General features: G+C 64.1%; 9 protein-coding genes and 1 pseudogene. 3 read left to right on the plus strand and 7 right to left on the minus strand.

Translation table 11 applies throughout. From position 1 onward, the window contains the following. The first annotated feature begins 74 nt into the window (after positions 1-74). The gene (locus tag CFB82_RS37280; RefSeq protein ID WP_089487321.1) at positions 75-746 is read left to right on the plus strand and encodes a TetR/AcrR family transcriptional regulator; all 672 of its coding nucleotides are present in this window, start codon (positions 75-77) and stop codon (positions 744-746) included. 207 nt (positions 747-953) lie between these two features. Then, a pseudogene (locus tag CFB82_RS37285) lies at positions 954-1,343 on the plus strand (LysR substrate-binding domain-containing protein); the annotation flags it as partial. A 137-nt stretch (positions 1,344-1,480) separates the two neighbouring features. Here the strand turns inward: CFB82_RS37285 and CFB82_RS37290 are convergent. From CFB82_RS37290 to CFB82_RS37310, 5 genes are all read right to left on the minus strand, one after another. After that, positions 1,481-3,418, minus strand: coding sequence for a collagenase (locus tag CFB82_RS37290; RefSeq protein WP_089487542.1), 1,938 nt, complete (start codon positions 3,416-3,418; stop codon positions 1,481-1,483). A 323-nt stretch (positions 3,419-3,741) separates the two neighbouring features. Further along, positions 3,742-4,596, minus strand: a complete 855-nt coding sequence (locus CFB82_RS37295; RefSeq protein ID WP_089429495.1) for a 3-hydroxybutyryl-CoA dehydrogenase — start codon at positions 4,594-4,596, stop codon at positions 3,742-3,744. Positions 4,597-4,634: 38 nt separating this feature from the next. Beyond that, positions 4,635-5,828, minus strand: a complete 1,194-nt coding sequence (bktB, locus tag CFB82_RS37300) for a beta-ketothiolase BktB (protein WP_089487322.1) — start codon at positions 5,826-5,828, stop codon at positions 4,635-4,637. Positions 5,829-5,876: 48 nt separating this feature from the next. Then, a complete protein-coding gene (locus CFB82_RS37305; RefSeq protein ID WP_373558912.1) occupies positions 5,877-7,505 on the minus strand; it encodes an electron transfer flavoprotein-ubiquinone oxidoreductase in 1,629 nt (542 codons plus the stop codon). Positions 7,506-7,586: 81 nt separating this feature from the next. Then, the gene (locus CFB82_RS37310) at positions 7,587-9,377 is read right to left on the minus strand and encodes an acyl-CoA dehydrogenase (protein ID WP_069250176.1); all 1,791 of its coding nucleotides are present in this window, start codon (positions 9,375-9,377) and stop codon (positions 7,587-7,589) included. Positions 9,378-10,295: 918 nt separating this feature from the next. Between CFB82_RS37310 and CFB82_RS37315 the strand changes: the two genes are divergently transcribed. Beyond that, a complete protein-coding gene (locus CFB82_RS37315; protein WP_089487324.1) occupies positions 10,296-11,555 on the plus strand; it encodes a tetratricopeptide repeat protein in 1,260 nt (419 codons plus the stop codon). Between the two features lie 81 nt (positions 11,556-11,636). Here CFB82_RS37315 and CFB82_RS37320 read toward each other — a convergent pair whose 3' ends face one another. Together CFB82_RS37320 and CFB82_RS37325 are read right to left on the minus strand one after the other, a co-directional pair. Continuing rightward, a complete protein-coding gene (locus tag CFB82_RS37320) occupies positions 11,637-12,551 on the minus strand; it encodes an alpha/beta hydrolase family protein (protein ID WP_089487325.1) in 915 nt (304 codons plus the stop codon). 137 nt (positions 12,552-12,688) lie between these two features. Further along, positions 12,689-14,932, minus strand: a complete 2,244-nt coding sequence (locus CFB82_RS37325; protein WP_256990670.1) for a TonB-dependent siderophore receptor — start codon at positions 14,930-14,932, stop codon at positions 12,689-12,691. Positions 14,933-15,054 lie beyond the last annotated feature (122 nt).

Below are 15,054 nucleotides of genomic sequence, written 5' to 3' on the forward strand. Positions count from 1 at the left end.
ATGCGAGAATGTCTCGCGTTTCGAAAACACGATAGACTCTCGCATTAGCAAGGTCAAGTTTTTCTGGAGGCGGCATGGGCCGACAAAAATCGGGGCAGAACGATGGGCCCGCCGCGACAGCGGACACGGCGGATACACCGTCGCGCGCGAGGCTGGTGCCGACGCAGCAGCGCAGCCGCGAGCGGTTCGAGCGGATCCTCGCGTGCGCGTCGGAAGTGATGATCGAGAAAGGCTGCGACGCGTTCCGGATGAGCGACATCGTCGAACGCACGGGCATCTCGTTCGGTTCGCTGTACCAGTATTTTCCGGACAAGGCGGCCGTAATCGGCACGCTCGCGGAGCGCTACAACGAAGCCGGCCACGTCTGCGTGCGACGCGACCTCGCGACGCTGAAGACGCTCGACGACCTGCACGCCACGCTCGCCCGCATCACGGACAGCTACTACCGGATGTTCGTCGACGAGCCGCTGATGCGCGACATCTGGCGGGCCACGCAGGCCGACCGCGCGTTGCAGGCACTCGACCGGGCAGACGGGGAATTCCTGGCGGGGTTGTTCGCGGATGCGCTGGGCGAAGTGGCGCCCGATGTCCCGCATGCGCAACGGAGCGCATTCGCCGAGCTGATGATGATCCAGATCGCGGCGGCCGTGCGCCATGCGATCACGCTGCCGCCGAAGGCGGCGCAGCAGATGCTCGCGATGTTCAAGCGTGTGCTGCCGCGGGATCTGTCGGTGCTGGGCGCGTAGTCGTGTCAAACGAAGTACGCGGCCGGCACCGACTTCACACCGCGCCTGCCGGACACGCGATCCGCCGGCGGCAAACCGGCCCGACGTTCGTCACGGCATGACTGGCGGATGGTAGCTGAGCGTGCTCGCAAGGGCCCAGAGCATGAAAATCACCAGCGGCAAATGCACCACCAGCTGCGTGAACGTGAACCCGACGATGTCGCGGGCACGCAGCCCGAGCACACGCTGCAGGAGGCGCATCGGGTCACGCTGGAGGACGTCGCGCGCGAAAACTACCTGCTCCTGGACATGGACGAGCACCTGCGCACCGTCGGCAAGTACTGGGGAAGCTACGGGATCACGCCGAACGTCTGGATGCAGAGCAAATCGATCGAGGCCGTCAGAAGCCTCGTGGCGCTCGGACAAGGCGTCACGATCCTGTCGGATCTCGTTTATCGTCCCTGGTCTCTGGAAGGAAACCGGATCAGCCGCCGCAATCTGAGTGTGACCGTCCCGACGATGGACGTCGGTGCGGTATGGCGACGGGGTGGCGCAACGTCCACGCCGTGCCGCGCGCTGCTGGACTTGTTTCGGTCGTGGAAGAAAAGCGCGCGATAGACGCGCGCGATGCCGATGGTGCATGACTGACGTCCGGGAAGCGCAACCGTTCGTGCAGGCCGGCGCGGAGCACCCGGGCAGAGCGGGTGTGACGATCGGAGGCCGGCGCCCGATCACGCGGCGCCGGCCCGTGCCGGTCAGCGCTTCGCCGGCACCGGTGGCTCGCCCGCCGTCGTCGCGCTGCGCGCCCAGTCGGCGAACTCGGTGTCGTAGCGATTGCCGATGTACGCGACATAGTTCGCGTAGCCGTCGTAATCGCCCACCCGGAAGCGGGACACGATCGTGTCGACATCCGCGCGATGGCGCTCGAACATGAAGCGCGTCGCCATGTAGCCCCACCGGTACGCGCGCGCGACGTAGTCGCTCGACGCGTAACGCGTGCCGAGCACGTCCGAGAACCGGTACGCGCCCGTGCGCACCGCGTCGATCGACTCCGGGTTGTCGTTCTTTCTCGACAGATACTCGGCGACGCCTTCGATCCACCACACGGTCGGCTTCGCGGTGCTCACCGAGAAGTCGCCCGCCATGTCGTAGCGGCCGTCGAGATAGTGCGTGAACTCGTGCTCGAGGTTCCACACCTTGAACTCGGGCCGCAGCCACGATGCCTCGTGCGCGATGAAGCGCGCCTGATTGCCGGGCGCGGACGGATCGCCCTCGAGATACATGCCGCCGTTATCGGTGCTGATGCCGTAGATCACCGACGCGTATTTTCGATAGTTCGCGTAGTCATCGAAAATGACGAGTTCGATCGTGTCGTTGCGATCGCCCGCGACCGGCTTGCGCCCGGTCTTCATCATCCGGTGGAAGTAGTCGTCCTGCCGTGCGACTGCCGTGCAGACCGACTGCAGCTGCGGCATCGTCATGTCCTGCGCGAGAATGCGCACGCCCGCATTGCATGCGTAGCGATTCGAGAGCACCGCGTCGGTCAGCCGCTTCTTGTAGTCGCAGGTGCCGTAGTCCGCGCAGTTGCCCGGATCGCCGTAGTCGACCGCTTCCGCCGCCGCGAGCCAGAGGTCGCTGTCCGCGCCCGTCATGCTCGTCGACGCGAGCATGTCCTGGATCATTTTCTTCACGCGCGGCTTCTGCGCCGGATAGCGGAGGAAGCGAAACGTTTCGCGGGCCGCGTCGGCCAGCTGATAGGCGGCGCTCGTGTTCGACAGGCTCGCGCGGTTCGCGGTGACGAAGCGGTTGAGCGTCTCCGGGAGCGTCGCATCGCTGTCGAGCATCGGCTGCGCGCCGCTGCGCTGGTGCGCGTAGAAGAACACCGTGAGCAAGCCGGTGAAGCCGCCCGCCGCACTGCGCTGCAGCAGCGGCGCCGCTGCCTGCGGATTCGCCGCGCTCACGGTGTAGGACGCGATGCGGTTCTTCAGCGTCGGCAGGTAGTACGCTTCGTCCCGCATGTTCGTGATGAGCTTCATCAGTTCGTTCGCGGTGCTCGGCGCACGCGCATTGTCGCGATAGAGCGCATCACCCTCCAGGCTTTGCTTGATATACGGGCGCAGCGACACCGCGAGATTCGGAATCGGGTTCGCCATGCCCGATACATCATATTGGTAATAAGCGGCACGCAGATAAATCAGCAAATTGACCAGGATCAAATTGCTCGCATCGTATTTATAGATTTCCTGCACGAAACGACCCGCGACAGCGTGCACGTTTTCGGCATTGAAGATCTGTGTGGCCTGCGCTTTATCGACCGAGAACAGGCCGTAATGGCATTCGTAATCGGGAAGATTCGCGATGTAATCGGCGAGTGCCGCGCCGCGATACTGGGTCATCACCGACATGTCGCGGCAATCAGCGCCCGACGTGCTGCGCTTGCTGCGCGTGGCCGGCTGCTTGAGCGGCGAAGGCCTGGCCAGCGCCGCGCGATCCTGCTCGCTGAGCGGCAGGTTGTACTGCGCCTGCTCCGGCGACACCGGCAGATTCTGCGGCACGCGAGGCATGCGCGCCTGCCTGGGTTGCGTCTGCTGCGCCGGCTCGGTATTGGCCGATGCGGTGCCGGCCAGTCCGGCGAATGCCGCACACGCGACGATGACCGACCAGCAGCGTTTTTTTTGAAACCCCTCGTTTATTGCCACTTTATTTTCTCTCGGTTGTTTTTGGGCAACCAAGATATAACATTACATATTGAAACGTCAATTTAATCTACATGAAAGATATCGTAGTTAATTAGTTAAACTATTTTAAAATTAAAATCGAATCGAGAAACAATTCAACCGGCCGGCACGGCCCGCTTATATCCGGTCGCGAGACAACGCGCATGCGTCACTGCCCTGCGGACAGGATTCGGCGAGCCACTTCCACAAATGAAAAACGCGGGTGGCGAACCGCACCGGATGAACGACACCATCCGGCACGACTCGCCACCCGCGTTGAAGCTTTTCCAGCCCTCTGCTTACTTGCTGTAGTCGTACACCCCACGCCCGGTCTTCCGCCCGAGCCTGCCAGCCGTCACCATCTCGCGCAGCAGCGGGCACGCGCGATACTTCGGATCGCCGAAGTCCTTCACGAACACGTCCATCACCGCGAGACACACGTCGAGGCCCACGAGGTCGGCCAGCGCGAGCGGCCCGATCGGGTGGTTCGCGCCGAGCTTCATCCCCGCGTCGATCTCCTCGGCCGACGCGATGCCTTCCGCCAGCACGAAGAACGCCTCGTTGATCATCGGCACGAGAATCCGGTTCACGACGAAGCCCGGCGAATTGCGCACGCCGATCGGCGACTTGTCGAAACGCTCGGTCAGCTCACGCACCGCCGACGCGGTCGCGTCGCTCGTCTGCAGCCCGCGGATGATCTCGACGAGCGGCATCAGCGGCACCGGGTTGAAGAAGTGCATGCCGACGAAGCGCGCCGGATCGGCGAGCGGCGCCGCGAGCGCGGTGATCGAGATCGACGACGTGTTGGTCGCGATGATCGCTTCGGGCCGCGCGACGGCCTCGATCTGCTTCAGGATGCGCCCCTTCAGCTCGACGTTCTCGGTCGCGGCTTCGATCACGATATCGGCCGCTGCGAGCTTCGCGTAGTCGGTCGACGTCGTGATGCGTGCCAACGCCGCATCGCGCGTGGCGGCGTCGAGCTTGTCCTTCGACACGAGCCGCTCGAGGCTGCCCTTCAGCGTCGCGATGCCCTTTTCGAGCGCCGCGTCGCTGACGTCGATCATCACGACGTTGAGACCCGCAACGGCGGCGGTCTGCGCAATGCCGTTGCCCATGGTTCCGGCGCCCACGACGCCGACAATTTCGATGGCCATGAAATTTCCTGTGTGTTCGGGTGCTGAGCGCTCGATTATCAGATGTTCTCGAAGATCGCAGCAATCCCCTGGCCGCCGCCGATACACATCGTCACGAGCGCGTAACGCCCGCCGATGCGCTTCAGTTCGTACAGCGCCTTGACCGTGATCAGTGCACCGGTCGCGCCGATCGGGTGACCGAGCGAGATACCCGAGCCGTTCGGGTTGACCTTCGCCGGATCGAGACCGAGCTCCTGCGTGACGGCGCACGCCTGGGCCGCGAATGCCTCGTTCGCCTCGATCACGTCGAGATCGCCGATCTTCAGGCCCGCGCGTTCGAGCGCCTTCTGCGTGGCCGGCACCGGGCCGATGCCCATGTACGCCGGATCGACACCCGCGTGCGCATACGCGACGAGGCGGGCGAGCGGCTTCACGCCCTGCGCGCGCGCGGCGTCCGCGCTCATCATCAGCACGGCCGCGGCCGCATCGTTGATGCCCGACGCGTTGCCGGCCGTCACGGTGCCGTTTTCCTTCGCGAACACCGGGCGCAGCTTCGTGAAATCGTCCGCGCTTGCGTCGTGACGCACGTGCTCGTCGGTGTCGAACGCGACCTCGCCCTTCTTCGTGCGGATCGAGATCGGCAGGATCTGATCCTTGAAGCGCCCTTCCGCGATCGCGCGCGCCGCGCGACGATGCGATTCGAGCGCCAGCGCATCCTGCGCGTCGCGCGAGATGCCGTACTTCGCCGCGACGTTCTCGGCCGTCACGCCCATGTGGATCGTCTGGAACGGGTCGTGCAGCGCGCCGAGCATCATGTCGACGAGCTTGCCGTCACCCATGCGCTGGCCGAAGCGCGCGGCCGGCACGGTGTACGGGGCGCGGCTCATGCTTTCCGAGCCGCCGCCGATCGCGATGTCGGCATCGCCGAGCATGATCGTCTGCGCGGCCGACACGATCGCCTGCAGGCCCGAACCGCACAGGCGGTTCACGGTCAGCGCGGGCGTGTGCTGCGCCACACCGCCGTTGATCGCCGCGACGCGCGCGAGATACATGTCCTTCGGCTCGGTGTTCACGACGTGGCCGAACACGACATGCCCGACTGCGTCGCCCGGCACGTTCGCACGCGACAGCACTTCGGCGACCACCTTCGCGCCGAGGTCGGTCGGCGAGAAATCCTTCAGGCTGCCGCCGAAATCACCGATCGCGGTACGGACACCGCTCACCACCACGACTTCTTTCGCTGCATTGCTCATCGTCTCACTCCGGTTCGTTCGCGCCCGCAGGCGCGGGGATGCGTTGCGTTACATGTTCGGGTAATTCGGCCCGCCGCCGCCTTCCGGCGTGACCCACACGATGTTCTGCGTCGGGTCCTTGATGTCGCAGGTCTTGCAGTGCACGCAGTTCTGCGCGTTGATCACCAGGCGATCGCTGCCGTCGTCATTCTTCACGAACTCGTACACGGCCGCCGGGCAGAAACGCCCCTCCGGCCCCGCGTACGTGCGCAGGTTCACGTTCACCGGCACGTTCGCATCCTTCAACGTCAGGTGCGCCGGCTGGTTTTCCTCGTGGTTCGTGTTCGAGATGAATACCGACGACAGTCTGTCGAACGTCAGCTTGCCGTCCGGCTTCGGATACTCGATCGGCTGGCATTGCGAGGCGGGCTTCAGCATCTCGTGGTCCGCATGCTTGTGATGCAGCGTCCACGGTACGTTGCCGCCCATCACCTTCTGCTCGAGCCCGACCATCAGCGTGCCGAGGTACAGCCCCTTGGCCATCCACTGCTTGAAGTTGCGCGCGCGGTACAGCTCCGTGTACAGCCACGACTGCTTGAAGGCGTCCGGGTACGCGTTGAGCTCGTCCGACTGGCGGCCGGCCTGCACCGCGTCGAATGCCGCGTCGGCTGCCAGCATGCCGGTCTTGATCGCCGCGTGGCTGCCCTTGATCCGCGACGCGTTCAGGAAGCCCGCGTCGTCGCCGATCAGCGCGCCGCCCGGGAACACAGTCTTCGGCAGCGACAGCAGGCCGCCGGCCGTGATCGCACGCGCGCCGTACGACACGCGCTTGCCGCCTTCCAGGAACGCGCGGATCGACGGGTGCGTCTTGTAGCGCTGGAATTCCTCGAACGGCGACAGGTACGGATTCGTGTAGCCGAGGCCCACCACGAAGCCGACCACGACCTGGTTGTTGTCCATGTGATACAGGAACGAGCCGCCGTAGGTGTCCGACTTCAGCGGCCAGCCGGCCGTGTGGATCACTAGGCCCGGCTTGTGCTTGGCTGGGTCGATTTCCCACAGTTCCTTGATGCCGATCCCGTAGGCTTGCGGATCCGCGTTCGCGTCGAGCTTGAACTTCGAGATCAGCTGGCGGCCGAGGTGGCCACGACAGCCTTCGGCGAACAGCGTGTATTTCGCGTGCAGCTCCATGCCGAGCTGGAAGTTCTCGGTCGGCTCGCCGTCCTTGCCCACGCCCATGTTGCCGGTCGCGACGCCTTTGACCGAGCCGTCGTCGTTGTAGAGAATCTCCGCGGCCGGGAAGCCCGGGAAGATCTCGACGCCCAGCGCTTCGGCCTGTGTCCCAAGCCAGCGCGTGACGTTGCCCAGCGAAATCACGTAGTTGCCGTGGTTCTGGAAGTTGGCGGGCAGCGCCCAGTTCGGCGTGGTGACCGCGCTTTTCTCGGAAAGAAACAGGAAGCGGTCTTCCGTCACCTCGACGTCGAGCGGCGCGCCGCGTTCCTTCCAGTCGGGGAACAGTTCGGTGATCGCGCGCGGGTCCATCACCGCGCCCGACAGGATGTGCGCGCCGATCTCGGAGCCCTTCTCGAGCACGCACACGCCGATTTCGGTGCCTTTCTCGGCGGCCAGCTGCTTGAGCCGGATCGCCGCCGACAGCCCGGCGGGGCCGCCGCCGACGATCACGACGTCGTATTCCATCGATTCGCGCGGGCCGTACTGCGCGAGCAAGTCCTGTGTGGTCAAAATCCTGTCTCCTCCTGCGTCCCGACCGTCAGCCGGTCAGAACTGATCTTCCGTCAACGCGAGCACGCCCTCGTTGCCCTTCGTGCCGACGATCGACGCTTCGAATGCGCCTGCCTGCACCAGCACGTGCTCCGCATAGCATTGCGCGATCGCGATCTTCGCATCGAAGAACGCCGGGTCGCTCGCGCGGTTCGCGTGCGCCGCCACCAGCGCGCGGCCCATCTGCCACCCGCACAGCACCACGCCCGCCAGCTTCAGGTACGGCACGCTGCCCGCGAACACCGCGTTCGGGTCCTGCTTCACGTTCGCCACCACGTAATCGACCACCGACGACAGCGCCTTCGCGCCCTTCTCCAGTTGCGCCTTCACCGAGGCGGCCGCCGCGCCGTCCAGCTTGCCCAGCGCCGCCACCGTGTCGCCGATCTCCGCGATCAGCGCCTTCGCCACCGCGCCGCCGTCGCGCATCGTCTTGCGGCCGACCAGGTCGTTCGCCTGGATTGCCGTCGTGCCTTCGTAGATCGCCAGGATACGTGCATCGCGGTAATACTGCGCCGCGCCCGTCTCCTCGATGAAGCCCATCCCGCCGTGCACCTGCACGCCCAGGCTCGCCACGTCGTTCACCATCTCCGTGCTCCAGCCCTTCACCACCGGCACCAGATACTCGTAGATTGCCTGATGACGGGCCCGCGTCGCCTCGTCCGAATGGCGGTGGGCAATGTCACTGTGCGCGGCGGCCACGTAGGCCAGCGCCCGCGCGCCTTCGGTCAGCGCGCGCATCGTGCCGAGCATGCGGCGCACGTCCGGGTGATGGATGATCGTCACCGACTGCTTGGCCGAACCGTCCACCGGGCGGCTCTGCACGCGTTCCTTCGCGAATTCGGCCGCCTTCTGGTACGCACGGTCGGCCACGCCGATGCCCTGCATCCCGACGCCGAAGCGCGCCGCGTTCATCATGATGAACATGTATTCGAGGCCGCGGTTTTCCTCGCCGACCAGGTAGCCGATCGCGCCGCCGTGGTCGCCGTACTGCAGCACCGCCGTCGGGCTCGCCTTGATCCCGAGCTTGTGCTCGATCGACACGCAGTGCACGTCGTTGCGCGCGCCGAGCGACCCGTCGTCGTTGACCAGGAACTTCGGCACGATGAACAGCGAGATGCCCTTCACGCCTTCCGGCGCGTTCGGCGTGCGCGCCAGCACCAGGTGGACGATGTTGTCCGCCATGTCGTGCTCGCCCCACGTGATGAAGATCTTCGTGCCGAACACCTTGTACGTGCCGTCGCCCTGCGGCTCGGCGCGCGAGCGCACCAGCGCCAGATCGGAGCCCGCCTGCGGCTCGGTCAGGTTCATCGTGCCGGTCCATTCGCCGGAGATCAGCTTCGGCACGTAGCGTTGCTTCTGTTCATCGGTACCGGCCGTCAGCAGCGCTTCGATCGCGCCGTCGGTGAGCAGCGGACAGAGCGCGAACGACAGGTTCGACGCGTTCAGCATCTCGATGCACGGCGTCGCGATCAGCTTCGGCAGCCCCTGGCCGTCGTATTCGGACGGATGCTGCAGCCCCTGCCAGCCGCCTTCGACGAACTGGCGGAATGCTTCGCCGAAACCCGGCGTCGCGGTCACAACGCCGTCCTTCCAGCTGCTCGGGTTGCGGTCGCCTTCGACGTTCAGCGGGGCCAGCACCTCGCCGCAGAATTTCGCGGATTCGTCGAGCACGGCTTGCGCCGTGTCGTAACCGGCATCCTCGAAGCCCGGCAACTGCGCAACGGCGTCGATGCCGGCCAGTTCCTTCAGCACGAACAGCATGTCCTTGACGGGGGCGTGATAGCTCATGGTCGATGTTCCAATCAGACGATATATGAGGGGCGCGATGGGGCGAGAGGCGGGAAACCGGCTCAGGCCCGGGCGACGACGTGAGGCATCGTAATCCTAGGGCGGGCGATTCTTATTGTCATATCCGGCCCATGTGGTGACAAAATCGGCCACGGGATTTGGGGGTTGAGCGGGGAGAGGCTGGCTGGATGGGGGTTTGGGGGAAAGTGGGTTTGGTGGTTTTGGGAATGGGGCGAGCAATTGCCATGCCGCGCGGGGTGGTCCGGGGCCAGGTTGGGCAGCGCCTCGGGCGTCGGGCTCACTTATTCCGCGGCATGTGTGCCGCGCTGGCGGGCGATTGCGGCCCGGCGGAACACCGCGAAATCGCCACTGGCTCTCATTGCGGTCGAACACGCGGCGATGATGCTCGCCCCACTCGATCACGGACATGAGGGACGCGTGAAACGTATATAGGGATACGCCGAGATAGTCGTCGCGTGTTTCATCGACCCGCGTTTCGCCGACGTCGATGAACACAGCCTCGATTTTCATCGCGTGAACAGGCTCCATCACGCGGATTATCGCCTTTGACGATTCCGGGACTCGTTGTCCGTGAATACCCACTGGCCGCTTTCCGCCACCCGCCCTTGGATTGCCGATCATCGATCTGCAACGCCGTGACGGCCGTCATTCTTTTGACTTTCATTGACAACGCCACACTCGATCTCGGGATACTGTCTGCCCGTCGCGTGCGTCGCGGCGAAACCGACCGGAACCAGAATTCATAGCCATCCGTGACCGAGAGTGATCGATCGATATATCCGCCTCCGTCGCCAGCTAAACGGGTAATCTTTCTCACGTCAGCGGTCGGAACAAACCCACCGGCAACACGTACGTGCACTGCATACAAACTACACGCTCAAAAATACGAACCGACGCATGAACCGACCGCTCCTGTCCATTCTTCTGGCAACGTTGTTGACTTCCACCTTCGTAACCGGTGCATCGGCCAGTCCGTCCGCCGAGTTGACGATCCCCGACACCGTGCCGCCACCGTCGTCGGTCGACTCGACGAACGCACAACGGACATCCGTCACGCTCGCTCAACTTGGACGGGCCGCGTTCAAGGATCGAAATTACCCGCTCGCCATCAACTATTACACCGCCGCACTGGACGCCTACCCGCTTCTTGATGCGTTCCTGGGCCGAAACATTGTATACAGCACGATTCACGAGCGAGAAAAATCCGCAGATGATGCAGTCGCCGCAGCAACAATCATAAAAAATACCAGCACCAATTATAAATTTGCGACAAACCTCTATCATCTTGCCGGCCTGAATTACAAAATCTCGGAAAAATATGACAATGCGATAATCGCTTTTACAGAGGCGATTAAACTGGATCCATCAGATCCTGGAATCTATGAATCCAGGGCGAGTGCCTACAAGCAAAAACTGGATTTCGAGCATGCCCTCGCAGATCTGGAAAAGGCGATGAGCCTCGACCCGAAGAGTGTTGAGATAAAGGATAGTTATGCGATGGCATTTGCGGACATGGGATTATACCAAGTTGCGATAGACAAGCTGAATGCGTCGCTCGCGGCGGACAACAGTTCGTCAACCACTTATATGAATCTCGGGCAAGTGTCCCTGTCGATGGGGAAATATGACGACGCCCGCCGCTATCTGGAAAAATCGTTGCAACTCGATTCGCAAAACTGGGATGCCGTGCAAAACGACATCAAGTTGAATTTCTATACAAAACGCTACGCAACTGCATCACGTGGCGTTGACAGATGGCTGGAGAACAACAGGGATTCAAGCAGTTCTCAATCCGTGGAATACATGCTCATCTGGAAGCATCTGATATCGCAACGACAGAAAATAGACGACCGGGAAAGCCTGGAAAGCGAAACATCGAAATTGCAGGATCAGACTGCCTGGCCCCGTCCGATCATTGATTTTTTCCTCTCGAAAATAAGCGCAGCCCAACTCAGGCAAGCGACGGTCAATGGCAACGCGGATTCACTCAAAATACGCCAATGTGAAGCCGAAACCTATATTGGTGAGATGAATCTGGCAAGCGGCAAAACAAATGACGCAGCGAAAAATTTCGAAACTGCCGTCGCGCTGTGCCCGACATCCTGGGAAGAATACGAATTGTCCAGATTCGAACTAAAATCGATCAACGCCAATTGATCGATACGAGTAGCCCGTTATCGGGAAAGTCGGGGGCTCGTACGGATCGGCAACGAGCGTTGCAAAAGGCCGTTGGTGCCCCTACTTCACCGCCACCAACGGCCCAACAAACGCCTCGAAGTGCGGCAACCAGATCGGTATCGCCTCCTTGACCGCAAACATCCCGTGCCCGTTCTTGCCAAACGGCGGCTCGACAACCATCTGCCCGCGCCCACCCGCCCCCTGAAACGCGGCAAACCAGGTCGCCACGACCTCCGGCGCGAAATACTTGTCGTTCTGCACGTAATGCCACAGCACCGGCACCCGCGTCGTGCTCGCGAAATGCCCGATCGTGTCCGCCATCTGCTTCGGATCGCAGGGCATGCCGGGATGAGTCGTCGGGTTCCCCCCACGCCCACCAGAAAAGTTCACCACCGCAACCACCCCTTGCGGCGCGTAGCTCGCCGCCGCCAGCGAAGCAAAACCGCCCGCCGATTGGCCGACCAGCACGACGCGGTTTCGATCCACCTGCGGCAACGTCTGCGCATACCGCACGGCTGCGAGCACATCGCGCGCGGCCTGCTGGCCGGCAGCGAGGTAATCCGGATGCCGGCACGAACCCGCATCCTCTGCATCGACCCCGCCTGTCGCCCCGTACCCGCGGCGGATCGGCACGATGACCGCGAAGCCGAGCTGCACGAACGTCCGGATCTGCGGCAACGCGCGATAAAGGCGCACCTTCGGCCGGTCGCGCGGATCGGGCGGGCTGCCGTGGCTCAGCACAATCAGCGGAAAGGGCCCGGGGCCGTCCGGCATGTAGGTGGTGGCGACGATGTCCCGCGTGCTCGCCCCCTCATCGACCGGAACCTTGACGACGGTTTCATGCAGATCGGGGGCGATGGACGTGTCGTCGATCGCCGTCGCCGCACAGCCGACGACGGAAGCGACCAATGCGCCCGAGATGAGCACCCGGCACAAGCGGATGGCGATCCGGTTTCGACGAACGACGACGCTCATGGGTGATCTCTCCACGAATCCGCAGCCGACGGCCCACGCTGCCGCGACGCATACGGCGAAGGCGTCAGTGTATCCGGGCGGCAGCGCGGTCGGGAAAGCCGCTCACGCGCAGCCCCGGCGTCGCGATCGTCTCCCCGTCACCACCGATAACTGACATCCCCCGTCACCATCAGCCGCGTGCCATAGAAACACCCGCCCGCCGAAAAACACGACGACACATAAGTCCGGTCGAACAGGTTGTTCACATGCGCCGCAACGCGCCACCCCTTCCATGCAGGCCGCTCGACACCCAAGTCATACGACAGCCCGAGATCAAACAGCACGACAGCCGGCACATCGAACGTATTGACGTTATCGCCCGCGCTGCGCCCGACATAACGCACACCGCCACCGACCTTCAACCCGCGCAACCCCGGCCGCTCCACCGCATAGTCCAGCCAGAGCGACGCGAGATGGCGCGGCACCGCCGCCACGCGCTTGCCGACCACGGTCGGATCCGTATCGGCCTGCACCGTCGTATCGAGATACGTGTACGCGGCAATCACATCCAGTTGCTTCCACACGCGCGTACGCCCTTCCAGCTCGATCCCGCGCGATCGCACCTCCCCCGTCTGCACACTGAAGAACGGATGCTCGGGATCGGCAGTCAGGACATTGCGCTGGCGAATATCAAACGCCGCGATCGACGCGTTCTGCAGCCGATCCGGCGACTGATAACGCAACCCGACCTCGAACTGCTTCGCCTTCGTCGGCGTGAACGGCTGGCCATCGAAACGCGTGCCGAGCGCCGGCTCGAATGAAGTCGAATAGCTCATGTACGGCGCAAAGCCGCTATCGAACAGATAGACCGCCCCCGCGCGCCCGGTGAACGCACGCGTACTCTGCCGCACGCTCGCGGATCGCAGCAGGTCGTCGGTCGTCGTGCGTGACCACTCCTCCCGCCCGCCGAGCGTGAACACCCACCGATCCCAGCGCACCTGATCCTGCAGATAGACGCCGATCCGGTCAGGCGTCTGACGCGTCTGCTGCGCGACCGGCGGCACCGCAAACGGCTGCCCGTAATCGGGCGCACGCGTATCGAGCGGCGGTGCCGCACCGAAGCCCGAGCCGACGAGATTCGCCACCGCATGCTCATACGACAGCCCGGCCAGCACCGTATGCTCGACCGGCCCCGTCATTACACGCATCTCGGCCTGGTTGTCGAGCGCGAGATGGTTCACGTGCTCGCGCGACCACGACAGCGAACGGTTGAGCACGCCCGGCGCCAGATAAGGCGCGACGAAATTGACCGCCGCGCCCGCGAAGTCGACATCGAGATGCGTATAGCGCACGTTCTGCCGGACCTTCCACGTCGAGTTGAAACGATGCTCGAACGCATAGCCGATCATCGCCTGCGTGCGGTCGTACGTGTCGAAACCGGGCAGCCCCGGATAGAAGTGCGTCGGTATCCGCCTTCCCGAATCCGGCCAAAGCGTACCGACCGCCGGCAGCCAGCCCGCGAAGTTGTTGTGCGGATCGCGCTGGAACGACCCCAGCAGCGTGAAACTCGTATCGGCATTCGGCTGCCACGTCAGCGACGGCGCGACGACGATCCGTTGCTGCCGCGAATAATCGATCTGCTCGTCGACACGGCGCGCGAGGCCGTCGATCCGGTAGCGCCACGTGCCGTCCTGCGTCACGGGTCCGCTGAAATCGAACGCCAGCTGTCCACGGTCGCGGTTGCCGGTCTGCACGGCGAGCAGGTGCTGCGCATCGCGCGTGGGCCGCTTGCTGACCATGTCGACGATGCCGCCGGGGCTCGCCTGCCCGTACAGCACCGACGCCGGGCCGCGCAGCACGTCGATGCGTTCGAGCGTCCACGGATCGACGACGCTCGCGGCCCAGTTCACGCCTTTCGGCAGCGGCAGGCCGTCGAGCATCTGCGGATTGATCGCCGCCGCCGCGAAGCCGCCGAAGCCGCGCAGGAACACGCTCTCGAGCACGCCGCCGGGGCGCGAGTCCGCGTAGGCGCCCGGCGTGTAGCGCAGGCTGTCGCCGACGCTGTGCACGTCCTGCCGGTCCATCTGTTCGCGCGTGACGACCGACAGGCCCTGCGGCACCTCGACGATCGCCGTGTCGGTCTTGGTGCCCGCGCGCGACACATCGGCCGCGATCCCTTGCACGGGGCCGACGCCCGTCTCGCGCCGCCCGTCGACGACGATCGGCGCGAGCATCGGCGCATTCGCGGGCTCGCCCGCGTCCGGCGTATCGGGCGCCGCAGCGGCAACCGGCATCGCGACCGTGCAGGCCAGTGCGGCCGCCCAGCCCGGCACGCGTCGCCACGCCGCGCGCGGCAACGGAAGTCCTGGCCGCGCACGGCGGCCGGTGTGTGATCGATTCATCTCGGGTTATCCGGAAAGCGGAGACGGACGTCGGCGGATACGCCGCGCCCTCGAGTCGGAAGAAGGGCCGCTCGTGCAACGGCGACCTCGACTGAACAGCGAATGGGAATCATTTACGTCGA

This window comes from Burkholderia sp. HI2714 (assembly GCF_002223085.1).
GTDB lineage: Bacteria > Pseudomonadota > Gammaproteobacteria > Burkholderiales > Burkholderiaceae > Burkholderia > Burkholderia lata_D.